The 24069-nt window shown below is 74.7% G+C and carries 15 protein-coding genes; 6 read left to right on the top strand and 9 right to left on the bottom strand.

Annotated features, from left to right (window positions below):
- The first annotated feature begins 3 nt into the window (after positions 1–3).
- The 6 genes from ACFXGN_RS29585 (at position 4) to ACFXGN_RS29560 (ending at position 7082) form a co-directional block, all read left to right on the top strand.
- The gene (locus tag ACFXGN_RS29585) at positions 4–1506 is read left to right on the top strand and encodes a GTPase (protein ID WP_384864989.1); all 1503 of its coding nucleotides are present in this window, start codon (positions 4–6) and stop codon (positions 1504–1506) included.
- Positions 1507–1782: 276 nt separating this feature from the next.
- A complete protein-coding gene (locus tag ACFXGN_RS29580; protein WP_384864987.1) occupies positions 1783–2286 on the top strand; it encodes a single-stranded DNA-binding protein in 504 nt (167 codons plus the stop codon).
- 224 nt (positions 2287–2510) lie between these two features.
- Entirely contained in the window at positions 2511–3974 is a 1464-nt protein-coding gene (locus ACFXGN_RS29575; protein ID WP_384864985.1) for an LAETG motif-containing sortase-dependent surface protein, read from the top strand.
- Between the two features lie 341 nt (positions 3975–4315).
- Positions 4316–5980 (top strand): energy-dependent translational throttle protein EttA, encoded by a 1665-nt coding sequence (gene ettA, locus ACFXGN_RS29570; RefSeq protein ID WP_384864983.1) that lies wholly within the window; start codon positions 4316–4318, stop codon positions 5978–5980.
- Between the two features lie 5 nt (positions 5981–5985).
- A complete protein-coding gene (locus ACFXGN_RS29565; protein ID WP_366440627.1) occupies positions 5986–6411 on the top strand; it encodes a thioesterase family protein in 426 nt (141 codons plus the stop codon).
- Positions 6408–7082 carry a hypothetical protein gene (locus ACFXGN_RS29560; RefSeq protein ID WP_384864981.1) on the top strand — a complete coding sequence of 225 codons (675 nt, stop codon included), beginning with the start codon at positions 6408–6410 and terminating at the stop codon, positions 7080–7082. The genes ACFXGN_RS29565 and ACFXGN_RS29560 overlap by 4 nt, the downstream gene beginning before the upstream one ends.
- 272 nt (positions 7083–7354) lie before the next feature.
- Here ACFXGN_RS29560 and ACFXGN_RS29555 read toward each other — a convergent pair whose 3' ends face one another.
- From ACFXGN_RS29555 to ACFXGN_RS29515, 9 genes are all read right to left on the bottom strand, one after another.
- A complete protein-coding gene (locus tag ACFXGN_RS29555; RefSeq protein WP_384864979.1) occupies positions 7355–8344 on the bottom strand; it encodes an ABC transporter ATP-binding protein in 990 nt (329 codons plus the stop codon).
- Positions 8341–11175, bottom strand: a complete 2835-nt coding sequence (locus ACFXGN_RS29550) for an FtsX-like permease family protein (RefSeq protein WP_384865029.1) — start codon at positions 11173–11175, stop codon at positions 8341–8343. Before ACFXGN_RS29550 ends, ACFXGN_RS29555 begins: the two co-directional genes overlap by 4 nt.
- 458 nt (positions 11176–11633) lie before the next feature.
- Positions 11634–14987 carry an FtsX-like permease family protein gene (locus ACFXGN_RS29545; protein WP_384864977.1) on the bottom strand — a complete coding sequence of 1118 codons (3354 nt, stop codon included), beginning with the start codon at positions 14985–14987 and terminating at the stop codon, positions 11634–11636.
- A gap of 228 nt (positions 14988–15215) precedes the next feature.
- Positions 15216–15620, bottom strand: a complete 405-nt coding sequence (locus tag ACFXGN_RS29540) for a globin (RefSeq protein ID WP_384864976.1) — start codon at positions 15618–15620, stop codon at positions 15216–15218.
- Positions 15621–15740: 120 nt separating this feature from the next.
- The gene (locus tag ACFXGN_RS29535; RefSeq protein ID WP_384864974.1) at positions 15741–17402 is read right to left on the bottom strand and encodes an FHA domain-containing protein; all 1662 of its coding nucleotides are present in this window, start codon (positions 17400–17402) and stop codon (positions 15741–15743) included.
- 41 nt (positions 17403–17443) lie between these two features.
- Positions 17444–18775 carry a VWA domain-containing protein gene (locus tag ACFXGN_RS29530; protein WP_384864972.1) on the bottom strand — a complete coding sequence of 444 codons (1332 nt, stop codon included), beginning with the start codon at positions 18773–18775 and terminating at the stop codon, positions 17444–17446.
- A gap of 62 nt (positions 18776–18837) precedes the next feature.
- On the bottom strand, positions 18838–20145 hold the full coding sequence (locus ACFXGN_RS29525; RefSeq protein ID WP_384864971.1) for a PP2C family serine/threonine-protein phosphatase: 1308 nt from the start codon (positions 20143–20145) through the stop codon (positions 18838–18840).
- 2 nt (positions 20146–20147) lie between these two features.
- Complete coding sequence (locus ACFXGN_RS29520) at positions 20148–22688, bottom strand: tetratricopeptide repeat protein (protein WP_384865027.1); 2541 nt, start codon at positions 22686–22688, stop codon at positions 20148–20150.
- 59 nt (positions 22689–22747) lie between these two features.
- On the bottom strand, positions 22748–24025 hold the full coding sequence (locus ACFXGN_RS29515) for a hypothetical protein (protein WP_384864969.1): 1278 nt from the start codon (positions 24023–24025) through the stop codon (positions 22748–22750).
- Positions 24026–24069: the final 44 nt, after the last annotated feature.

The raw sequence follows: 24069 nt of genomic DNA, 5'->3' as shown, positions 1-24069 counted from the left end.
ACCGTGATCGCCATCGCGGGCGCCACCGGCAGCGGCAAGTCCACGCTCTTCAACGCCTTCGCCGGGGTCTGCGTCTCCGAGACCGGACTGCGCCGCCCCACCACCTCCGCGCCCATCGCGCTCAGCTGGTCCGAGGGCGCCGCCGGACTGCTCGACCGGCTCGCCGTCCCCGGCAGACTGCGCCGCCGCCCCCTCGCGGGAGGCGCCGCCGACACCGCGTTCCAGGGGCTCGTCCTCCTCGACCTGCCCGACCACGACTCGGCCGTCACCGCCCACCGCGACACGGTCGACCGGGTCCTCGGCCTCGTCGACGCCGTCATCTGGGTGGTCGATCCCGAGAAGTACGCGGACGCCGCCCTCCACGAGCGCTACCTCCGGCCGTTCGCCGGGCACGCCGAGGTCACCTTCGTCGTCCTCAACCAGATCGACCGGCTCGGCACCGAGGCCACCGACCTCGTCCTCGACGACCTGCGCCGCCTCCTGGACGAGGACGGCGTCGCCCTCGGCGAACACGGCGAACCCGGCGCCACCGTCCTCGCCGTCTCCGCCCTCACCGGCGAGGGCATCGCCGAACTCCGCGAACTGGTCGCCCGTTTCGTCCAGGAACGCACCGCCCCCGAGTGCAGGCTCGCCGCCGACCTCGACGCCGCCGCGGCCCGGCTGCGCCCCTCCTACCTCGCCGACGGCCGCCCCGGCCTCGACGAACGCGCCCGGGACGTCTTCACCGACCGCCTCGCCGTCGCGGTCGGCGCCCAGGCGGCGGGCGAGGCCGCCGAACGCGTCTGGCGCCGGGGCGCCATCCGCGCCTGCGGGACCCCCTGGCTGCGCCTCTACCGCTGGTACGAGCGACTGCGCGCGCACGGCTCCGTGGACCCGCGCCCGGCACCTCCCGAGGACGAACTGACGGCCCGCCAGCGTGTCGAACAGGCGGTGCGGAGCGTCGCCGACGAGGCCTCGCACGGCCTCCCTGCGGCCTGGGCCCAGGCCGTCCGCGAAGCCGCCGAGCGGGGAGCGGACGGACTGTCCGAGGCCCTGGACGAACTGACGGCCGACCTCGGGGACCCCGCGGCCCGGCCGCCGCGCCCCGCCTGGTGGCCCGCCGCCGTCCTCGCCCAGGCGGTGATGACGCTCCTCCAGGTCTTCGGCGCGCTCTGGCTGGTGGGGCAGATCGCCGGCGTCGTGGAACCGGGACTGCTGCCGCCCGTCCTCGTGATGCTGGCCGGGATTGTCGGCGGCCCGCTCGTCGAATGGGCCTGCGAGGGGGCCGTGAAGGGACCCGCCGGGCGGTACGGGCAGGAGGCCGAGCGCCGCCTGCGGGAAGCGACCGCGTCCTGCGGCCGGGCCCGCGTCCTCGACCCGGTGGCGGCGGAACTGATGCGCTACCGGGAGGTCCGGGAGCAGTACGCGACCGTGGTGGGCACCCGGCAGTCGCCCAGGATCGTGGGCGGCGCACGCGGCGGCACGACCCGGCTGGGCGCCACCAGGGCGGGCACGCGCGCACGCTAGCCGGTGCTCGGCGGCCGATGGCGTAGGGCCAGGTGGCGGGCAGGGGCCCGCGCCGCCGCCTCCGTACGGGGGTACGGGCGCGGAGGCGTACTCTCGCGCCTCCCCGCCCCGCCCCTCCCCGCCCCGTCCCACCCTCCTCCGTCTCCCCTCCTGGGTGACGGAGTTGTGCATAGTCGTCCGCTTGTCCACAGGTCTCAGCGGGTTTCTCCGCGCACCTCCAGGATGGAGGGACCGGAGAAGAGACAGCAGGGCGAACGTGAGGGCGGGGGACGGATGATGAACGAGACGACCGTGACGCTGGTGGGCAATGTGGCGACGGCTGTGGAGTACCGGGACACCGTGAGGGGCGGGGTCGCCAGGTTCCGTCTCGCGGTGACCGCACGGCGCTGGGACCGGGAGCGGGGGCTCTGGACCGACGGGCCCACCAGCTTCTACACGGTGTCGGCCTGGCGTTCCCTCGGGGCCAATCTCGCGGCCTCGGTCTCGGTGGGCGAACCGCTCGTGGTGCACGGCAGGTTGCGGGTGCGGGAGGACGAGCGGGACGGGCAGCGGAAGACCTTCGTGGATGTGGCCGCGCTGACGGTGGGCCACGACCTGGGCCGGGGCACGGCGGCCTTCCGGCGTGCGGCGCGACCGGAGGCGAAGGCGTCGCCGGAGCCTTCCCCGGGGCTCGCTCCGGCGTCCGGCGGGGACCCGTGGGCGATGGCGCCGGAGGGCTCGGGAGAAGGCGGGGAAAAGGCCGGTGAAGAGGCGGGAACCCGTTTGGTGACGGCCTCCTGACCTTCTGTTGTGGAGATTTGTCGACCAACTCGCTTGCGCGATAACGATTCCGAGTCGGAATGGTTATCTGACCGTATGGCCGGGCACCGGGGGGTTCCGCATCCCTAGGATTCCCGAGTACTCATGTGGCACGTGAGCCCATCGGGTCAGTGATCTGCTGGCGTGCGCTCCCCCCACGCGAAACGAATCATGTTCGCGGAGTCGCGCGCCCGGAGGGGAATGCAATGTTTTCTGTTCGTGGGCGCGGCGTTGCCCGCCTTGCCGCCGCGACGCTGGTGTCCAGCCTTGTCGTGGTCGGAGCGATAGCGACCGCCGGTCCGGCGTTCGCCGACGACGCCGCCGGTACCGGTGGTGTGAAGGCGAAGCTCGGCGGCATGACCGACCGTGACTCGGTCAAGATCTTCGAGAAGGACGGTACGGACTGGTCCGTCCCGGGCGGCCTCTTCAAGATGCAGGTGGAGGGTGGGGGCACCCTCCAGACCTACTGCATCGACCTCCGTACGGAGGCCAAGCACGACTTCGACTACAAGGAAGTCGGCTGGGGCGAGTCCTCCCTGCACAACAACGAGAACGCGGGCAAGATCCTCTGGGTCCTGGAGAACGCGTACCCGAAGTTCTCCGCCGAGGTCCTCGGCGCGAAGCTCGGCGTCGACCTCTCGAAGAACGAGGCCGCCGCGGGCACCCAGGCCGCGATCTGGACCTTCTCGGACGACGTCAAGGCGGTCCCGCGCAGCGGGGACGCCGAGAAGCTGACCGAGTACCTCCTCAAGGAGGCGGTCAAGCTCGAGGAGCCGAAGGCCTCCCTCTCCCTCTCTCCCTCCTCCGTGGCGGGCAAGGCCGGTGACCGGCTCGGCCCGATCACCGTCAGCACCAACGCGGAGACCGCCAAGATCACGCCCGCGCCCGGCACCCCCGCCGGGGTGAAGATCGTGGACGCCCAGGGCAACGCGGTCACCGAGGCCAAGAACGGCGCCGAGCTCTTCTTCGACGTCGCGGCCGGCACCGCCGACGGCACCGCCGAGCTGAGCGCCTCCGCCACCACCAAGGTCTCCCTGGGCCGCGCCTTCGTCTCCATCGACGGCCCCTCGCAGACCCTGATCCTGGCCGGTTCCAGCGACTCCACCGTCACCGCCAAGGCGTCCGCAGCCTGGGCGAAGAAGGGTGCGGCCCCGGCCGTCACGGTCGCCAAGGACTGCGCCAAGGGCGGCCTGGAGGTCATCGCCTCGAACAAGGGCGACGACGCCTGGACCTTCGACCTGAAGGGCACCTCGCACACGGTCGCCCCGGGTGAGACGAAGACCATCGCGGTCCCGCTCGCCGAGGACGAGGCGTACAAGTTCACCATCACGGGCCCGAACGGCTTCGAGGAGACCTTCGAGGGCGTCCTGGACTGCGAGACGGCCCCTCCCGGCCCGAAGCCCTCCGAGACCCCCAGCACGGAGCCCTCGACCCCGGCCCCGTCCCCGTCGACCCCGGGCACCACGACCGGTGACACCACGGGCGGCACCACCGGTTCGACCGGCACCACGGGCGGCACCGCCGGTGGCTCCACCACCGGTGGCGGCGACCTCGCCGAGACCGGCGGCTCCAGCGCCACCCCGATGATCGCGGGCATCGCCGCCGCGCTCGTCGTGATCGGCGGCGGCGCGGTGTTCGTCCTCCGCAAGAAGAAGGCCGCAGCTCACTGAGCCGCGATCCCCGGCACCGGCCCCGCGCCGGTGCCGGGGAACCGCACCCCGTGAGGTGATCCGCGTCACACCGGAGCCACCACGTGACCCCGCCCGACCCCGGACCGCACCAGCGGCCGGGGTCGTCGCACGTCCGGAGCCGTATCGCGACGACCCCGGGTGCCGGTCCCGCCCCCTTACCGCCCGGTACGCCCCCCGCCCGCGGCCCGGTACGCCCCCACCGCGCCCCCGCGCGGGCCCGCGAGGACCTGCCCTCCCGCCCTCGCCGGTTTCCTCCCGGGGGTGGCGGTCAGGCAAGATGGGGTGTATCTGCCCACTCACTCTTTGCCGGACGGTTTCTCTTGGCTGAGTTCATCTACACCATGCGCAAGGCGCGTAAAGCGCACGGCGACAAGGTGATTCTCGACGACGTCTTCCTGAACTTCCTGCCCGGCGCCAAGATCGGTGTGGTGGGCCCGAACGGCGCCGGCAAGTCCACCGTTCTGAAGATCATGGCCGGGATCGAGCAGCCGTCCAACGGTGACGCGTTCCTCTCGCCCGGTTACAGCGTCGGCATTCTCATGCAGGAGCCGGAGCTCGACGAGTCGAAGACCGTCCTGGAGAACGTGCAGGACGGCGCCGCCGAGCAGATGGGCAAGCTCAAGCGCTTCAACGAGGTCGCCGAGCTGATGGCGACCGACTACTCGGACGCGCTCATGGAGGAGATGGGCAAGCTCCAGGAAGACCTGGACCACTCCAACGCCTGGGACCTCGACGCCCAGCTGGAGCAGGCCATGGACGCGCTGGGCTGCCCGCCCGGCGACTGGGCCGTCACCAACCTCTCCGGTGGCGAGAAGCGCCGCGTCGCGCTCTGCAAGCTGCTCATCGAGGCCCCGGACCTGCTCCTCCTCGACGAGCCCACCAACCACCTCGACGCCGAGTCGGTGAACTGGCTGGAGCAGCACCTCTCGAAGTACGCGGGCGCCGTGGTGGCCGTCACCCACGACCGGTACTTCCTGAACAACGTCGCCGAGTGGATCCTGGAGCTCGACCGCGGTCGCGCGATCCCCTACGAGGGCAACTACTCCACGTACCTGGAGAAGAAGGCCACCCGCCTCAAGGTCGAGGGCAAGAAGGACGAGAAGCGCGCCAAGCGCCTCAAGGAAGAGCTGGAGTGGGTGCGGTCCAACGCCAAGGGGCGTCAGACCAAGTCCAAGGCCCGTCTCGCCCGCTACGAGGAGATGGCGGCCGAGGCCGACAAGATGCGGAAGCTGGACTTCGAGGAGATCCAGATCCCGCCGGGCCCGCGTCTGGGCTCCATCGTCGTCGAGGTCGAGAACCTCTCCAAGGCCTTCGGCGACAAGGTCCTCATCGACGACCTCAGCTTCACCCTGCCCCGTAACGGCATCGTCGGCGTGATCGGCCCGAACGGCGCGGGCAAGACCACGCTCTTCAAGATGATCCAGGGCCTGGAGACCCCCGACTCGGGCTCCATCAAGGTCGGCGACACGGTCAAGATCTCGTACGTCGACCAGAGCCGCGCCAACATCGACCCCAAGAAGACGCTGTGGGCCGTCGTCTCCGACGAGCTGGACTACATCAACGTCGGCCAGGTCGAGATGCCGTCCCGCGCGTACGTCAGCGCCTTCGGCTTCAAGGGCCCGGACCAGCAGAAGCCCGCGGGCGTGCTGTCCGGCGGTGAGCGCAACCGCCTCAACCTGGCGCTCACCCTCAAGGAGGGCGGCAACCTGCTGCTCCTCGACGAGCCCACCAACGACCTCGACGTCGAGACCCTGTCGTCGCTGGAGAACGCCCTCCTGGAGTTCCCCGGCGCCGCGGTCGTGATCTCCCACGACCGGTGGTTCCTGGACCGGGTGGCCACCCACATCCTCGCCTACGAGGGCGAGTCCAAGTGGTACTGGTTCGAGGGCAACTTCGAGTCGTACGAGAAGAACAAGGTCGAGCGTCTGGGCGCGGACGCCGCCCGCCCGCACCGCGCCACGTACAAGAAGCTCACCCGAGGCTGAGGTCAGTGGCCAGACACCTCTACAGCTGCCCCCTGCGCTGGTCGGACATGGACGCCTTCGGGCACGTCAACAACGTCGTCTTCCTGCGGTACCTGGAAGAGGCGCGGATCGACTTCATGTTCCGGCTGGCGCCGGGGGACGGCTCCCCGTCGTTCTCCGGCGGGTCCGTCGTGGCCCGGCACGAGATCGACTACCTGCGACCGCTGGTCCACCGCCACCAGCCGGTGACCGTCGAGTCGTGGGTGACGAAGATCGGCGCGGCGTCGCTGACGATCGCGTACGAGATCAAGGACCCGGACGTCACCTACGTACGGGCCTCGACGGTCGTCGTGCCCTTCGACCTGGAGGCGCAGCGCCCCCGGCGGATCACCGCCGAGGAGCGGAGCTTCCTCCAGGAGTACGTCGACGACGGGATGACGTCCACCGCATGACCGTGCTCGCCCCGCTCCACTTCGACGACGCCAGGGAGGCGGCGGCCCTCGCCGCCTTCCTGACCCGGCTCGTCCACTACGACCGGGCCGCCGCCGTCCGTCTCCAGGCGGGCGGCGGGGCGCTCGCCGTCTTCGGACGCCCCTCGTCGTTCGAGGTCCTCGCGGTCCGTACGGCCCGTCTCGCCGACGCCGTCGATCTGGACGTCACCGTCTCCGCCGGTGAACTCCTCGACGGCATCGACGAGTCGGCGGGCAAGGCGGCCGTACCGGACGCCGTCACCGGACCGCCCTGGACCGGGGTGCTCCCGCCGCGCGCCGGATGGCGGCCGGTCGCCGGACTGCCCGGCACCGCCGAGATGCGCGGCGCCGTCGCCGCCGCCGTCGCCGAGTTCCGTGCGCGGGACGGGGAACTGCCCGAGGAGCGGCGCACCCGGGCCGAGCGCGACCTCATCGGCCGCGGGATCTGGTCCCGCACCCTGGCCTCCACGGGCCTGCCGCTGCGGGCCGTGCACGCGGCCCAGTCGCTGGGGTTCCTGCCGCCCGCCGGAACGGGGGAGGCGGTCGCGCTGTTCGCCTCGGGCCCGTGGCTGCGACTGCGGACCCCGTACGGCTCGATCGCCCTCCGTACCGTGCCCACCGGCCTGACCGTCACACCCGTCCTCTCCGGCTGACGGGGACGGGGCCGCCACGGACCCCGGGACGCCCATGAAGACGGCCGCCGGGACCGGCGGGACAGGCGGGGCCGACGGGGGATCGGGCGCGGACGCGGACCCGGACGCCGGGAACCGGCACGGAACCGGGCGCGGACCCCGCCGCCCGGACCGTGGCGGAGCCCGACACGCCCCCGCCGGTACGGCCCCGAGCGCACCGGCCCCCCGTGCGGCCCCCGGTCGGCGGCGACCCCGCCGGGGAAGAGCCACCGGCTCCCCCCCCCGGGCGGGGGTCAGCGGTCCGTGTCGTCCGGCCACACCCCGATGTGGTCCTGCTCCAGTTCGAGCGCCACCCGGTGCTCCATGCCGAGGGCCTGGGTGTAGTCCGCCGGGAGCTGGAGGCGGCCCGCGCGGTCCAGCATCGCGTACTCCCGTGCCACCAGGGACTCCTGGCCCTGCTCGTCCACCTCCGTGCGGCGCAGCACCTCGGAGGAGGTGCGGCCGTCGCGGATGGCGACCGTGCGGCGCACCTCGGTGGCGACCGCCTGGTCATGGGTGACGATCACGATCGTCGTGCCCAGTTCCTCGTTGGCCCGGCGGAAGGCGGCGAAGACCTGCTCGCCGGTGGCCGAGTCCAGCTCGCCGGTCGGCTCGTCCGCGAGGAGCACGGACGGGTTGTTGGCGAGGGCGACCGCGATGGCCACCCGCTGCTGCTGGCCGCCGGAGAGCTGGTGCGGCCGACGGTCGCGGATCTCCGCGATGCCCAGCATCGCGAGCAACTCCTCCGCCCGCTCCGCCTTCTGCGGGGTACGGCCCCGCAACTGCATCGGCAGCGCCACGTTCTGAGCGGCCGTCAGATAGGGCAGGAGGTTGCGGGCGGTCTGCTGCCAGACGAAGCCGACGACCTCGCGGCGGTACCGCAGCCGCGCCTTGCCGTCCATGGCCAGCAGGTCGCAGCCCGCCACCCGGGCCGCGCCCGCGGTGGGCACGTCCAGGCCCGCGAGGATGTTCATCAGCGTCGACTTGCCCGAACCGGACGCGCCGACCAGGGCCATCAGCTCGCCCTCCTTCACCAGGAGGTCGAGCCCCTGGAGCGCCTGCACCTCCACCCCGTCGGTGGTGAAGATCCGGACCAGCCGGTCGCAGGCGATGAGCGCGTCATGACCGTACGAGAGGCGGTCGCGGTGCGCGGTCGCCCGCCGCTCCAGCTCCTCCAGGGTGGTGGTGTCCGCGGCGGACGCCGTCCCGCCGGCCTCCCGGCTCGGCGTCTCGGTCTTCGTCATCGTGCGTCTCCTGCCCTGAGTTCCTTGATCGAGCCCCTGCGTCCCGCCCACCAGGCCTGTCCGGCCGCCGCGGCGGCCGTGATCAGCACGACCGCGACGGCGGGCACCACCAGCGACCACGGGTCCGCCCGCAAGGGGGCGGCGTCCAGCGGGGCGAAGCCCGGGGTCGTCGCGAGCGCCAGCCGGAACAGGTCGATGCCGGGGGCGAGCAGCGGCACCGTCGCCCAGCCGACCAGCACACCGCCGACCGCCGCGAGAACCGCCTGCGGCAGCGCTTCGAGGCCGAGCAGCCGCCGTCCCTGCTTCCGGGTCAGGCCCATCGTCCGCAGCCGGGCGAGGAGCGTGGTCCGCTCCGGCGCGTTCTGCATCAGCGACAGCAGGACGGCCACCACGGCGAATCCGGCGCCCGCGCCGATCGCGCCGAGGTACATCCGCTCGGCGCCCGACTGGAGCGGCGAGTCGACGTAGGTGGAGCGTTGCTCGGTGCGCGTCGACACCAGGAGCGCGGTGGACTTCGCCTTCACGGCGGCGCGCAGCGCGCTCCCGTCCTGGGAGCCGGTGACGAGCAGCGCGGTGTTCGTCCGGTGGGTGAGGTCGGCGGCGTTGACGACGAGGAAGTCGGCGGCGGACAGGGCCGGGGTGGTGGCCCGGACGGCGACCACCTTCACCCGGAACACCCCGGCGGCCGTCACGATCTCCTGCGGCGTGTTCCCGAGCCGTTCGGCGATCGACGGCGAGGCGATGGCGGGCAGCACCCGCTCGGTGTCCGCCGCGACCTCCTTGCCGCCCTTGCCGGTCGAGGCGAGCAGCCCCGGGGGGAACGCGCCGAAGCCGGTCCTGGCCGCGAGCCGGGCGTACGAGCCGGGCTCGACGCCCACCAGGGTCCCGTTCATCGGCGCCGAGGTGGTGTCCTGCGCGGACGGCAGCGACACGCCGTACTCGATCTGGAGCGGTGCCACGTCCCGTACGCCCCGGGTGCCGCGGACCGACTCGACGAGTCCGGCGGGCAGCGGCGTCCACTCCACGGAGCCGTCGATCCGGGCGTCGGCGCCGATCGCGAGGAGCGCGGCCCGGTCGCGGGCGTCGGCGACGCCCGCGAGGACCGAGCCGCCGAAGGCCGCCGTGGTCAGCGCGAGGACCAGCGCGAGCAGCGGGAGCGTACCCGCGGAGGAGGAGCGTCCGGCGCGGGCCAGGGCCAGCGGGCCGACCGCGCCGCGCAGCCTCCGGGCCGGGCGGCCCGCCCACCGCAGCGGCAGCGGATAGACCCGGACGAGGAGCATCGCGGCGATCAGACCGACGAGCACCGGCGCGGCGCTCACCAGGAGGTCGCCGGACTCCCCGGTGCCGCGCAGCCGCAGGGAGGCGACGGCGCCGACGGCGAGGACGAGCAGGGTGAGTTCGAGGACGGTGCGGCGGGTCGAGGGGCGCGCGGTCAGCAGGTCGTCGCGACCGCCGTGCAGCCGGGGGTGGCGGTGGCGGACCATGGCCCGCACCGGCAGGACGAGCATCGCGACCAGGGCGACGGCGGTGGCGGCGAGCAGGGACGGCAGCAGCGGGACGGCCTCGGAGCCGGTGGCCGGTCCCGCGCCGGGGCCCGCGGCGGGCGGCCGTACGGTCAGCACGGCCAGGCCGAGGGCGAGGGCCGCGGCCGGTACGGCGACCGCCGAGGTCTCGCCGAGGAGCCGGGCCCCGATGCCGGTGAGCGAGGCGCCCCGGGAACGGATCAGGCCCAGCTCGTGGTCCCTGCGGCCGACGAACAGCCCGCCGGTCATGGCGAGGACGACCGCCGCGACGGCGCCGATCCCGAAGACGGCGACGGCGACGACCGGGGTGATGGCGTCGCGCATCGACCGGTAGGAGTCGACGATCGCGTCGAGTTCGGTGGTCATCGCGCCGGTGGGGCCGACGACCTCGCGCATCTTCACCAGGTCGGGGCCGCCGGTCGCCGAGTCGAGGGCGGCGGTGAGCGCTTCGGCGTCCCGGCCGGTGAGGTGGTCGGCGACGGGCAGGTAGCGGAAGAAGACCTCGGGCTCGCCGGTGGTGGAGAGCAGCGCGGGCGCCGAGGCGGGGGAGACCAGCAGGGCCCCCTGCCAGTAGTACTTGACCTCGTCGCCGACGATCGGGGCGAGCGCGGGGGTGCGCAGCAGCGGTTCGACGGACCAGTAGGCGGCCTCGGGGTCGCGCGGTTCGACGATGCCGGTGACGGTGAAGGCGATCGGTTCGGCGCTGATCCGGCCGGGGACGTGGACGACGGAACCGGGCTTCAGACGCAGGGACTCGGCGGTCTTCGCGGTCACCACCGCTTCCGGGCGGCGCGCCGTGCCCTCGGGGAGGCGGCCCGCGCGGAGGGTGGCGTGGTCGGCGAGGCCGGACGGCGAGGAGAGCAGGAACTGGGGAGGGAGGCCGTCGGGCCGGGGCAGCCAGGGGTCGATGCCCTCGACGCGCTTGACGGTACGGACTCCGTGGGAGGCCTGCCGGGGGTCGGTCCGCAGCAGGCCGGGCAGCAGCCCGCGGACCTCCTCCTGCTGCTTCTCCAGGACGCCGGGGGCGATCCGCGACTCGCGGACGGGGAGGTCGAGTTCGAGGCCGGGTGCCTCGGCGGTCAGGCCGAGGACGCTGTTGCGGGGGAGCGCGGTGCTGATGTCGTGCCGCAGGCCCTCGGTCTCGTACGCGTCCATGGCACGCGGCAGGGCAGCCGCGAGGTAGGCGGTGACCAGGACGAGGAGGGCCAGCGAGGCGGCGGCCCAGGGCGCGGTCCGGAGCCGGGTCCGCACCCAGGGCGCCACGGCGCGGGCGGGTCTGTCGGACCGGGACGACCGGGGCCGGGTCATGTCGGTGGCCTTCCTGCGTACGGAGGGGGTGTCCGGGCGGTCCCCGACGGTCTTCGGGGCCGTCCCGGGGGACGAGCCCGGGGTCTTTCCGGCGGGTGCGCCCGGGGCGCGGGGCCCGGCGGACCCGCCGGGGGCGTGCCCGGCGGGCGGGCGCGGGGCGGTCCCCTGGGCGCCCCGGTCGGGGGTGCCGGGGGCTCGGCCGCCGGGGTTCTTCCCGGTGGTCTCCGGGTCCGGTCCCGGGGACGTGTCCGGGGAGGCGTCGGGGGACGCGCCCGGGGACGGGTCCGGGGTGTTCCCGGTGGAGTCCGCCGGGACGTCGGGGGAGGGCTCCTCCGGTGTGTCGGGGCGGGCCCCGGGCGAGGGCCGGTCGGCCCGGTCGGGGGCGTCCGGCTCCCTCCCGGTGGTCTCCGGGTCCTCCCCGGTGTTCTCGTGCGGGTTCTCCCCGGTGGCGGGGGACATCAGCTGGCCCCCTGGTGGCGCAGGGTCACGACCGGGTCCGTACGGCGCAGGGCGATGCCCGCGACGATGGCGACCGGCAGCGAGGCCACCCCGGCGACCAGCAGGGCCACCTGGCCGAGGGGCAGTTCGACCAGGACCGGGGGCACCGGCCGGGCCGCCTGGCCGGTCAGGACGACCAGCGGGACGACCGTACGGGCCAGCAAGGTGCCGAGTCCGGCGCCGATGAGGAGGCCGATGCCGATGAGGAGGCCCTGTTCGGCGGCGATCAGCCGGGCCAGGCGCCGTTGCGGTGTGCCGAGCGCCCGCAGGACGCCGAACTCGGCGGACCGCTCCCGCATCGCACCGGCCGAGCCGACCGCGAAGCCGACGGCGGCGAGGGCCGCCGCCGCCGCGGCCACCGCCATCAGGGCGGCGTTGGGGCCCGCGCCCAGCGGGTCGCCGAGGAGTTCGTCGGCGATCTCGTCACGGACGACGACCTGGGCGGGGTCCGCGTTGGGGCGGGCGCGCAGGGCGGCGGCGACGTCGGCGGAGCGGCCGGGGTCGACGGTCAGCCACCACTCGGTCGCCGGGACGGTGGAGGCCTCGTCGGTGGACAGGTACTGGTTGACCGAGGCCAGGTCGAGGAGGATCGTGCCGCCGTCGTCGGGGGCGCCGACCGTACCGGCCGCGGAGGCCGCGCGGGCGCCCGTGCCGGTGGTGGGCAGCTCGTCGACGACCCGGCCGACGACCACGTTGACCCGGCGTCCACCGAGGTTGACCTCGACGGGCTGGCCGGGCTTGGCCCCGGCGGCCGTCATGAAGGCCGTCGTGGCCACGGCCGTCAGCCGGCTGGGTGCCTTCGGGCCGGGCGCGGTCATCCGCACCGTGTAGTCCTCCCGGCGCCGGAAGGGGTCCTCGGGGGACGCTCCGGCGAGGGCGAAGGTGACGGCGTACGGGGCCGGGCGGGCGCCGGTCGCGGTGCCGGGGACACCGGACGCGGGGACGTTGTCGCGGGGGTCGCCGTTCTCGGTCTGCTCGAAGGTGTGCGCCCAGGAGGCGAGGACCTGCCCGGGGGCGTGGACCCGCTCGCCGCCGTCGGCGCGGACGACGCCGAACCGCTCGACGTGGAGGGTCTGGCTCGCCTTCTCGCCCGGCTCGACCGTACCGGTGAACTCCAGGCCGACGAGGGTGAGGAGGCCGGTGGAGCCCCGGTTCCCGTCCTCGCCGGGGGCCGAGGTCAGCGCCGCCAGGTCGAGGGCCAGCCGGTGGGTCCTGCGGTCGGCGGGCAGCGTTCCGAGGGACTGGCGGTAGGGGACGCCGTTCGGGTCCTCCAGGACGGCGGTGACCTGGGCGGGCGCCACGGACTCGCCGAGCCGCAGGTCGGCGGTGAGCGTCCGGGTGCCCGCGGGCAGCGGGAGTCCGGGACGGGCCGTCGTCGCCTTGGGCGCGAGCGGGGCGAGCAGGGAGCGGGCGGGCACGTCGGCCAGGTCGGCGCGCAGCAGCAGGCCGTCGGCGGCGTTGCGGGTGTCCAGGGCCAGGACGGTCGCGGTCTTCCCCGAGAGGTCCATGGTGGTGCGGTGCAGGGGGGCGACCGAGCGGACCCCGGGCACGGAGCCCAGCTGCTCGGTCTGGGTGGGCTCGCCGGGACCGGCGCTGAGGACGCGGACATCGGCGCCGACCCGGAAGTCGGCCTGGTCGCGCTGCGAACGCTCCCACGAGGTGCTCTGCCCGATGGCCAGCATCCCCATCGCGACGGCGAGGACGAGGAGGAGGACGGGTCCCGCGCCGCGCAGCGGACGGCGGCTGAACTGCCAGCCCGCGAGGGCGGCGGAGAGCCCGCGCCCGCCCGCCGCGCGCCGCTCGGCCAGCCTGGCGGCGGGCGGCAGCAGACGCAGGGTCAGGACGGTGCCCGCGAGCAGGGCGAGGGCGGGCGCGGCGACGAGCACCGGGTCGACGGAGCCGCCGCCCGTGGCGTCGGCGCCGAGGGTGCCGCCCGTGGCGGCGGGGCGCTGGAGCTGCCAGTAGGCGACACCGGCGACGGCCAGCAGACCGAGGTCCGCACCGGCCCGGACCGGTCCGGGCAGCGACGCCGAGCGGGCCTTGCGCAGGGAGACGGCGGAGCCGTCCCCGGCGGCGAGCGCGGGCGCGACGACGGCGGCGGCGCAGCACAGGGCCACCGTGGCGGCGACCAGCCACACCGTGAGCGAGGGCGTCGTGTCGAGGCGGACGCCGAGCGAGGAGAGCGCGGACCGGTCGGCGAAGAGCCGGGTCAGCGGGCCGGAGAGCAGCGGCGCTGCGACGGCGGCGGGCAGCGCGAGGAGCAGTGCCTCGACGGCGGCGAGCCCGGCGATCCGGCGCCGCGAACCGCCCCGGGCCCGCAGCAGCGCGGTCTCGCCGGAGCGTTCGGTGCTGAGCAGCCGGGCGACGAGCAGCAGCGCGTACGCGGCGAGGAGCACCAGCTGGACGGCGACGATCAGCAGCGTCGAACGGGAGACGAGCAGGGCCCGCTGGGTCTGGTCCAGGACGGTCGGCAGCGCGGTGGACGCCGAGATCGTCGTACCGAACGGACCGGTGGCCCCGGCCAGTTCCTTCGGGCCCTCGGCCGAGGCGGTGCGCAGCGCGGCCATGCGGTCGGTGGTGAGGCCGGTGTAGTCGGCGGAGCCGAGCCAGGAGGTGTCGCCCGCGCTCACCGCTCGGGCGGTGAGGACGGCGGGGTCGACGAGCAGCGGCCCGTACGTCGTGAAGGCGACGGTGCGGACACCGCGCCCGCCGGCCGGGTCGAGCTGCCAGTACAGGTCGTGGGTGTCGACGGGCCGGTAGACGCCGGTGATCCGGGCCTTCACCGCCGGGCCGTCGAGCCGGTCGGAGAGGTCGAGGACGGTGCCGGGGCCGACCCGCAGCCTGCGGGCCGCCTCCTCGGGCAGGGCCGTCTCGACGATGCCCGAGGTGCGGGCGGCGGACGGCCAGGCGCCCTTGACGAGGGCGAGCCGCGAGCGGTCGAGCGCGGCGAAGTGGGTGAGGTCCGGGTCACCCGAGCGGGCGGCGGGCGGCTGGAGGCCGCGGGGCAGCGCGTACGGTCCGGAGCGTTCGAGACGCCGGACGGTCACCGGCAGTCCGTCGAAGGTCCGCCGCGCCCCCTCCTGGACGGCCGTCTCGGCGGAGGCGCGCTTGGCCTCCGGCACCTGTGCGGTGACCAGCAGCGAGGCGGCCGCCGCGGAACGGCCCCGCAGCCCCGCCTGGAGCGCCGCGTCGCCGATCGCCCCGGAGAAGGAGGCGAGGGTGGCGAGCACCGAGGTGGTCAGGAGCACGGCGAGGAGCGCCGCGGCCAGCAACAGCCGGTGCGCCCTGACGCGCAGAAATACGAACCCCGTCACCCATCCCCCTGGCCACCCTGATCACGGTGCGCACGTCGGTCGTTCCGTACGCTCCCGAAGACTTCTCTTCGGATGCTTTCAGAATGCACATGCGGCTGGAAACCGCTTACAGACCGACCTTGATGGGATCGTGACCGTTATCCGGGGTTCCGTTTCCGGAATGTGTTCATCCGTGATCGGGGAAGGGGGCGTAAAGGGGTGAGAAAAGCAAAAAAGGGAGAAAGGTGATCAGCCCGCGGAGTTGACCATCGAGGCCGCCGCATAGGTCAGATAGCGCCACAGCTCGCTCTCGTGCTCGGGCGCCAGCCCCAGCTCGTCGAGGGCGGTCCGCATGTGCCGCAGCCAGGCGTCGTGGGCCGCCCGGTCCACCACGAACGGGGCGTGCCGCATCCGCAGCCGGGGGTGTCCCCGGTGGTCGCTGTAGGTGCGGGGGCCGCCCCAGTACTGCATGAGGAAGAGCGCGAACCGCTCCTCCGCGGGGCCGAGGTCCTCCTCGGGGTACATCGGGCGCAGCAGCGGGTCCTCCGCGACGCCCTCGTAGAAGCGGTGGACCAGGCGGCGGAAGGTCTCCTCGCCGCCGACCTGCTCGTAGAAGGTCTGCTCCTGCGCTGTTTCCCCGGGAATCTCGTTCACCGTTCCATCGTCTCAGACGACCGGTCCTAGGACCGGGGAACCAGGACCGCCCCCGGAGGCCCGGCGGGCGGCCCCGGAGGACCGCGCGCCGGGCCCCCCGGGGGCGGGCGGGGGACGGCGTCAGCCGAGCCGGACCGTGATCGTCGTCCAGGCGCCGACGTGCACCCGGTCGCCGTCCTGGAGCTGGACGGGGACGTACGGCTGGATCGGCTCCTCGCCGCCGTTGACCGTGGTGCCGTTGGTGGAGTTCTGGTCCACCACCGCCCACGAACCGTCCGGCTGCTGCACGAGCACCGCGTGCTGGTGCGAGACGCCCGGGTCCTCCGGCGGCACCGACAGGTCGATGTCGGGGGACTCGCCGGTGGAGTGCCTGCGGCGCCCGACGGAGATCTGGTTGCCCTGGAGCGGCAGCTGCTTGGCGGGCGAGTACGCGGGCAGGTTCAGGCCCGTCGCCTCGGGGCCGCTGCGCTGCATCATCGCCAGGAAGTAGTCGCGGTCGGGACCGATATACGCCGTCCAGGTCCCCGGCTGCCGGGGTGGCTGGAACTGCTGCTGCTGCTGCGGCGGCCCCTGGTGCGCGGGAGGCTGCGGGGGTCCCTGGTGAGGGGGCGGCTGCGGCGGCTCGTGGCGCTGCGGCGGCTCGGAGTGCGACGGCGGCGACAGCACCCAGTCGTCGTCCCCGCGCGGCTGCGGCGGGGACTGGACGGGTGCGCCGGGCGGCGCGGCCGGGCCCTGGAGGTACGCGGGGGGCTGCTGCCCGGGAGCACCGGGCGGCTGCTGCGCCGGGGGCCGCCGCGGCGGCGTCTGGTGGTGGGTCGGCTCGGCGCCCAGGGGCTCGGCGGGCCGGTTGACCTGCGAGGGCCGCGAACCGTGGTAGCCGAACGGGTCCTGCTGCTGCGGCTGCGGGGGCGGCGACGACTGGAAGCCCGGCGGCAGGCTCAGGCCGGGCGGCGGACCGGGCTGCTGCGGGGGCGCGGAGTGCGGGGGCGCGGGGGCGTGCGGGGCCGGGGGCTGCGGCGCGGGGGCGTGCGGCGCGGGCCCGCCGCGCTGCGCGTTCTGCGGGGCCAGCGGGGTGTACGAGGTGGCCGTGTGGGTGAGGAAGTTCCAGCGGCACTCCTCGCAGAAGGGCGCCATGTGCTCGCGCGGGGTGCGGCACTGCGGGCAGAGCTCCGCCTGCGCGGTCGCGTTCGCGTCACCACCGGGCCCGAAACCGCCAGGGCCGGGGCCGTGACCGCCGGGGCCGTCACCGAAGCCGCCGGGTCCGCCGGGTCCGGGACCTCCCATGCCGGGCCCGAAGCCGCCGGGCGCGGGCGGCGGGCCACCGTGGCCGGATCCGTCACCGGGCCCGAAGCCACGGTGACCAGGGCCGTCGCCAGGACCGAAGCCGCCGTCGCCAGCACCGAAACCACCGTGGCCGGGACCGTCGCCAGGTCCGAAGCCGCCGTGGCCGGGACCGCCCGGTCCCGGACCGTCGCCGGGGCCGAAGCCGCCCGGCGCGGGCGGCGGGCCGCCGGGGCCCGGGTAGCCGTAACCGCCCGGGGCGGCGGGGCGCTCGGGAGCGGGGTAGCCGTAGCCGCCCGGGGCGCCGGGGCCGTCGGAGCCGGGGTAGCCGTAGCCGCCCTGGCCCTCGGGCGCGCCGGGTCCTGGGTGTCCGTAGGCGGGCGGCGGCGGGGGAAGCGGCGGTACGGCACCCGTCGGCGCACCCGCCCCGGCCATGCGATGGCCGCAGACCTCGCACCAGTCGTCGGAGACCGACTGGTGTCCGTTCGGGCAGGTCGGCATGTCGGTGCTTCCCCCTCTCGTCGTCCGGCCCGCTGGCCGGGCTACCTCTTGACGCGAACGGTCTTGGTGGAGCGGGTTTCGAGTGTCATCTCGTCCGCTTCCGCGACCTTCGCCTTCAAACGCACAGTACCGGTCGCCGCATCGACCACGTCGACCACCTTCGAAAGGAGTTTCGCGGTATCCGCGTTGCCCGAGGCCGCCGCGAGCTGCACGGCCCGGCCCAGTTTCGCCGTCGCTCCGTCGTGGTCGCCCGATTTGCGCGCGTCCAGGCCCTGCTGGATGGCGTCCGCGAGTTCGGCCTGCCCCGTGTAGTGCGCGACCTGCGGATTGATCGACGTGGACATGGCCAGGTCGTCCGTCCACACCGCGCGCACCAGGCCCTGGGACAGCGGGCGCAGCTCGCCGTCCAGCGGGTCGGGCGCGATCAGGGAGACCCGGGCGGCCAGCATCTCCTGCCCGACCGAGGCCCGGGGGACCCGCACGGTCACGTGGTAGTCGCGGGACTCGTCGCCCCAGGAACCCGTCGGGTAGTCCCCGGCGCGCGGCCCCGCCTCCGTACGCCGCCCGGTCAGGTCCTCGACGGTGGGCGCGACCTGCTTCACGAAGGCGATCTCCACCCCCACCGGGGTCCACAGGCGCAGGGCGACGTCCGCGACGCCCTTGCCCATCGCGTGCTCCATCATCGAGGTGAAGTCGGCGGCGAGGGCGGCCGGGTCGGCGACGATGTCGGCGGTGCCGAGCAGCGCCGAGGCGATCCCGGTGACCTCCTCGACCTTCCAGTCGGTGCCCACCCCGCGCGCGTCGCAGGTGAAGCGGCCCGCGCAGGAGTCGAGCGCGGCCGTCAGCTCCTCCGGCGACTCGTGCTCGTTGCGTCCGTCGGTGAGCAGGATGCCGTGCCGGATGGTGAGGTCGGCGGAGGACAGCAGCCGGTCCGCGAGCCGCAGCCAGGTGCCGATCGCGGTGCCGCCGCCCGCGGTCAGCCCGCGCAGCGACTCCTTGGCCTGGGCCCGGGTGCGGGCGTCGGCGACGGCCAGGCGCCCGTTCCCCGGGTAGACCTCCGTCGCCCGGTGCGTCCCGGCGACGACCGCGAACGAGGTGCCGTCGCGCAGGGTGTCGATCGCGGCGGCGGTGGCCTCGCGGGCGCCCCGCATCTTGGTGTCGGGATAGTCCATCGAGCCGGAGCAGTCGACCATGACCACGACTCCGGCCGCGCCCGCGCCCGCCGGGCCGTACAGCCGCTGGCCGGTGGTGCCGCCCCCGGTGGCGGTGACCGTGACGATCGCGCTGACGTCCCGGCCGCCCTCCGGCAGGAACTCATTCTGGTAGACGTCCACCGAGAACTGCGGCACGGTCGACTTGGAGAAGTTGGCCATCTCTTACGGCTCCTCGGGCAACAACGGTTTCGGGGACGGGGACCGGCGGCCGCTCAGGCGGATCATGCCCCGGCCGGGGCGACGGTGAACGGCACGAGCGCGACCGTGATGTTGTCGTGGCCGCCGCCGTCCAAGGCGTGGCCGACGAGCGTCCGGGCGCCGTGCAGCGGGCGGTCCGCCGCGTCGGCGGGGACGATCCGTGCCATGTCCCCGGCGCCCTCGGCGTAGTTCCACAGTCCGTCCGTGCAGACGACGACCACACCGGACCGGTCGGGCTTGAACGCGGCCGTGTGCGGCTCCAGTTCGTAGGAGTCCGCGCCCAGCCAGCCGGTGATGGCGTGGGCGCGCTCGTCCGCGTACGCCTCCGCCTCGTTCATCAGGCCCGACGAGACCATCTGGGCGGCCCACGAGTCGTCCTCGGTCAGCCGGGCGGGCGGGGCGGCCCGGTCGTCCGGCACCCAGTAGACGCGGCTGTCGCCGACCCAGCCCACCACGAGCAGTCCGCCCGTGACGACGGAGCCCACGATGGTGCAGGCCGGGGCGTTGCGGTGGCGGTGCGCCTCGGCCTCGGCCGGGCCCGTCCCCTCCGCGAGGGAGTCGACGGCGGCGGCGGCGGCCACGATCGCCTCGTGCATCGCCTGCTGCGGGTGGGTGCCCCGGGGCAGCGCGGCGAGCAGCGAGGCACCGGCGGCCTCGGCGGCGGCGGCGGACGCCTCGTCGGGACGGGTCGCCGAGGACACGCCGTCGCAGACGATCGCGACGGTCGCGGGGGAGCCGTCCGGGAGGGTAGTCGCGGAGACGGCGAACGCGTCCTCGTTGCGGTGGTGGCGCAGCCCCCGGTCGCTGACGGCGGCGACACCGGCCAGCTCCCGCTCCATGTGGTCGCGTTCGCGCGGCTGGGCGTGCCCGCAGTTCTCGCAGTAGCCGTCGGTGTCCACCCGCCCCGCCCGGCAGGCCACGCACACGGAGGCGGCGGCGGCGGAGGTGGCGGACGGCGCCGGATCGGCCCGTACCGCCGTACGCGGATCGGGGGCCGGCAGCGTGAAGTCCCCGTCGCCGGTGGCGGTCCGTCCGGCGGGCGCCGCCGGGGGCGGCCCGGCGGCCAGCTCCCGGCCGCCGGAGTCGGTGCCCGGCAGATCGCCCGGATGCTGGGTGGCGCCGGACAGCGCACCGGGCTCCCGGTCCGGGGCGTCCGGCCACTCCACCGGGGTGCCGATCGCCACGGTCGGCCGGTCAGGGCCGTCCCCGGCGCCGGACACGGCCGTCAGGTCGTGTCCGCACGCCCCGCAGAACCGGTCGCCCGCCTCCAGGGGTTCGGCGCACTCCGGGCACACGGTGAGTCCGTGCGACGGCTTCGGGTTCTGGGACATCCTCACACCCACGTCCGGGGGCGGAAGCGGTTGGCCCGCTCCACCAGTTCGATCCTCTCCTCGCCCCGCTGGGCGAGCCGGGCCAGCACCCGGTAGGAGCGTTCGAGGCCGAAGCGCAGTCCGCGCTCGTCCAGTTCACTGCCGAGCAGCAGCGCGCCGCCGCCCGGTTCCGCACCGGGACTCCCGGAGAGTACCCAGTCGAGGGCCGTTCCGAAGACCTCGGCCGACAACCGCTCCCGGCGCACCGCGTCCAGACCGAAGCCCCGCAGCGCCGACACCTGCGCGGCGGCGGCCGTCAGATCGGGCCCGAGCGGCTCCGCCGCCGGACGCCGCCGCAGCCGCGCCCGCACGGCCGCCACCCGGGCCGCCGTGTAGTGGATCGACGCCTCCGGTACGGACTCCAGGGTCCGTACGGCCCCGGCGCGGTCGCCCGCCGCGAGCCGCACCCGGGCGAGACCGAAGGCCGCGCTGACGAAACCCTGGTCGGTGGCCCACACCAGGCGGTAGTACTCGGCCGCGTTGTCCAGCTGGCCGAGGACCTCGGCGCAGATCCCGAGGGCCAGCTTCGGAGACGGCTCGCCGGGAAAGGCGTCGTACACCGCGTCGAAGGCGAGCGCCGCGTGCTCGTGGTCCCCGGTCACCAGGGAGGTCACTCCCCGGTACCAGACGATCCGCCAGTCGTCCGGGGCCCGTTCCTCCAGGGCCGCCAGGGTCCGTACGGCCGACGGCAGGTCGCCCAGCTCCAACTGGGCGCGCAGGGTGCGCAGCCGCAGCTCGGCGGAGGGCGTGGCCGCCGCCGCGAGCGCGGCGAGCAGCTCGGCCGGGGCGGCGGCGGCGAGCCCGGCGAGCAGACCCGCGTGCGGGTCGGAGACGTCGACGTGCGGCACGGGCAGCGCGAGCGCGGTCGCTGGCGCGTCGAGCGGCACGAGCAGCGGGCCGAGCCCCGCCCCGGCGGGCAGGGCGACGGGCGCCGGACCGGTCGGCCCGGACCGCCGCTTCGGGGCCCTGCGCCCGCCCAGCAGCGACACGTCCTGCGTCAGCTCGGCGAACAGGCTCGTGTCGGTGACCCGCACCTCGGTGCCGAAGAGCGTCGAGAGCGCCGGGCGCGGGCGGCCCGACTGGAGCGCCACCACCTCCCGCAGCACCCCGGTCAGCTGCTCCGCCATCTCCTGCGCGGAGCCGAACCGGCGGGCCGGGTCCGGGTCGGTGGCCCGGACCAGGAAGCGGTAGAACGACTCGTAGGTCCGCAGGACCTCGATGTGCTCCGGCTCGGGCAGCGAGTCCACGAAGACGTTCGTGTAGCCCTGGAAGTCGAAGGTCATCACCGCGAGCGTGCGGGCCACCGTGTACAGGTCGCTGGCGACCGAAGGACCGACCTCGGCCACCTCGGGCGCCTGGTAGCCGACCGTGCCGTAGATCGCGGACTCGTCGTCGTCCATCCGCCGGACCGCGCCCATGTCGATGAGCTTCAGCTGGTCCTCGGTCTGGATGGCGTTGTCCACCTTGAAGTCGCAGTACAGCAGGTGCCTGCTGTGCAGGTGCCCGAGCGCCTCCAGGGCCTCGATCCCGTACGCGCAGGCCTGTTCGACCGGCAGCGGGTCGCGGCGCCCGTCGGGGGCGCGCCGCTCGTTGGCGATCTCCTTGAGCGACTTGCCGCCGACGTACTCCATGACGATGTAGCCGTCGAGGGAGCCGGTGCGCTGGTCCAGGTGCTCGACGAAGTTGTAGATGCGGACGATGTTGGAGTGCTCGATCTCGGCGAGGAAGCGGCGCTCGGAGATCGCGGCGGCCATCGCGTCCTGGTCGCCGGTGTCGAGCAGGCCCTTGAGCACCACCCAGCGGTCGGAGACGGCCCGGTCGACGGCGAGGTAGACCCAGCCGAGACCGCCGTGCGCCAGACAGCCCGCGACCTCGTACTGGCCGTGGACGACGTCCCCGCCGCGCAGCTTCGGCACGAAGGAGTACGGGTGCCCGCACTTGGTGCAGAAGCCCTCGGTGCGGCCCGGCCGGTCGCCCCGCGAACGGCCCACCGGGGCCCCGCAGTCGGAACGGGAGCAGAAACGCTTCCGCTCGGGCACCTCGGGACGGTCCATCACCGCGCCCCGGGGGTCGGGACGCGGCACCTCGGGTACCGCCACCAGACCCGCGCCCAGCCGGTTGCGGGCCGACTGCCCGGTCGACGCGCCCGAGCTGCGCACCGACACCGACGGCGCCGTCGAGGCGCCGGAGAGGGAGCGGGACAGCCGCCCGGAGACCGAGCGGCGCGAGGTCGAGGAACGCGACGACGCCCGGGACGAGGCCCGCGAACCGCTCCGCGCGGACGCCGGATCGGCCCCGGCGGAACCAGAACCAGAACCAGAACCGGAAGCGGAACCGGAACCAGAACCGGAACCCGGCGCCCCGCCCCGGCCCCCGCTCCCGCCGGGCACGGCCACACCCGTCGCCGCCGAGACCACGAGCCCCGCCTCGGCGGCCGGGGACCCCGGGGGCGCGACCACCGGGGCGAGCCCGCAGGTGTCGCAGTACAGCTCACCGCCCCCCATGTCCTCGTACGAACCCGCGCACGAAGGACGCTGACAGCTCGCCACGCCCGTCTCCCCGTTCACCACTCGCGTCCTCCCGCGTCCCTCGGGCCGGACAGTACGTCCGCCGCCGCCTGCTGATAGCGCAGCACGGCCTGTTCCGCGACCCGCAGATCGCAGGGCGCGCTCCACAGCATCCGGCGGGCCGCGTCGTACCGCTCCGTGAGCAGCGGGTCCTCCGCCGCGCCCAGTCGTGCCACCTTCGCCCGGTACGCGTCCAGTCTGCCCCGCAGCTCCGCCCGCACCGCGAGCGGTGCCGTGACCGACGTCAACGACTCCCGGGCCCGCAGCAGTTCGTCCTCCGCCTCCCGCTCCAGGGAGTCCAGGAGCGGGGAGAGCCGGTGCCACCGGGCGTGCCTGCGGTACTCGGCGGCGGCGGCCAGCCGCTCCTGGAGCACGGTCGGCGGCCCGCCGACGACCGGCACCTCGGAGGCGGCGATCTTCGCCAGCACCTCGCCGCGCGCGGCCCGCGCCTCCGCCAGCGTCCGGTCCGCCCGGGACAGCACGTCCCGCAGCCGCAGCAGCCGGTCCTCGGAGTCCTGCCGGACCGCGAGCACCGCCTCCGTCTCCCGCCGCACCTCCTCCAGGGCCAGGGCCGCCCGGTCGTACCGGGCGGTGTCGGGGCGGCCCCCGCCGGGCGCCGAACTCCCCGCCGCCCGGCGCCAGAACGCCAGCGGGTCGGTCACCACCTGGGAGCGCAGCGCGGTCAGCTCGGCGGTGATCGCCGCCAGCTCGTCCCCGGCCGGATGCTCCCCCGGGCGCACGCCCACCGAATGCGCCAGCGAACGCGTCCGGCCCAGCTCGGCGGCGAGCAGGTCGATCCGGGCGGGCAGCGCCGACCAGACCGCGTCGGCGGTGACCACCACGTCCAGCGAGGACGCGTACAGCTCGTTCATCCGGCGGACCAGGCCCTCCAGGGTGAACCGCTCCGACAGCAGCCCCCGCTCGCCCGCCCCGCCCGCCACGACCACGCTCTCGCCGCGCAGCCGCTCGGTCAGCTCCACCAGTTCGTCCCGGCCGGGCCAGCGGCGCCTGGCCCGTACCCCACGGGCCTCCCGCAGCGCACCCGTGTACACGTCGAAACAGGTCCAGAGCAGGGTGATGTCCCGCTCGGCCGCCGCCCACCGGTCCCGGGTGGTGCCGGTCAGCTCCGCCCCTTCGAGCAGTCTGCGGCCCGCGTGGTCCTGGAGCGCGAGGAGCGAGTCCTCGACCGCCTTGTGCTCGGCGGCGAGGCGCGCCAGCGCACGGTCGGCCTCGTCCCGGTCCATCACCGGCCCAGGGGGTCCCGTGACACCCATCGGTCACCTCTTCCTCTCCGTGTACGGGCCGCCGCTACGGCGCC

Source organism: Streptomyces sp. NPDC059247 (genome assembly GCF_042754005.1).
Classification (GTDB): Bacteria; Actinomycetota; Actinomycetes; order Streptomycetales; family Streptomycetaceae; genus Streptomyces.
The sequence above is the reverse complement of the archived record's forward strand: the minus strand, read 5'-3'. Positions and strand labels throughout refer to the sequence as shown.

What these genes read in the sequence shown, in the direction of transcription:
- ACFXGN_RS29520 (WP_384865027.1), bottom strand. Translation starts at nt 22,688, where the DNA reads ATGGGGGGCGGTGAGCTGTACTGCGACACCTGCGGGCTCGCCCCGGTG.
- ACFXGN_RS29550 (WP_384865029.1), bottom strand. Translation starts at nt 11,175, where the DNA reads ATGACCCGGCCCCGGTCGTCCCGGTCCGACAGACCCGCCCGCGCCGTG.
- ACFXGN_RS29530 (WP_384864972.1), bottom strand. Translation starts at nt 18,775, where the DNA reads ATGGCCAACTTCTCCAAGTCGACCGTGCCGCAGTTCTCGGTGGACGTC.
- ACFXGN_RS29535 (WP_384864974.1), bottom strand. Translation starts at nt 17,402, where the DNA reads ATGCCGACCTGCCCGAACGGACACCAGTCGGTCTCCGACGACTGGTGC.
- ACFXGN_RS29555 (WP_384864979.1), bottom strand. Translation starts at nt 8,344, where the DNA reads ATGACGAAGACCGAGACGCCGAGCCGGGAGGCCGGCGGGACGGCGTCC.
- ACFXGN_RS29575 (WP_384864985.1), top strand. Translation starts at nt 2,511, where the DNA reads ATGTTTTCTGTTCGTGGGCGCGGCGTTGCCCGCCTTGCCGCCGCGACG.
- ACFXGN_RS29560 (WP_384864981.1), top strand. Translation starts at nt 6,408, where the DNA reads ATGACCGTGCTCGCCCCGCTCCACTTCGACGACGCCAGGGAGGCGGCG.
- ACFXGN_RS29515 (WP_384864969.1), bottom strand. Translation starts at nt 24,025, where the DNA reads ATGGGTGTCACGGGACCCCCTGGGCCGGTGATGGACCGGGACGAGGCC.
- ACFXGN_RS29580 (WP_384864987.1), top strand. Translation starts at nt 1,783, where the DNA reads ATGAACGAGACGACCGTGACGCTGGTGGGCAATGTGGCGACGGCTGTG.
- ACFXGN_RS29525 (WP_384864971.1), bottom strand. Translation starts at nt 20,145, where the DNA reads ATGTCCCAGAACCCGAAGCCGTCGCACGGACTCACCGTGTGCCCGGAG.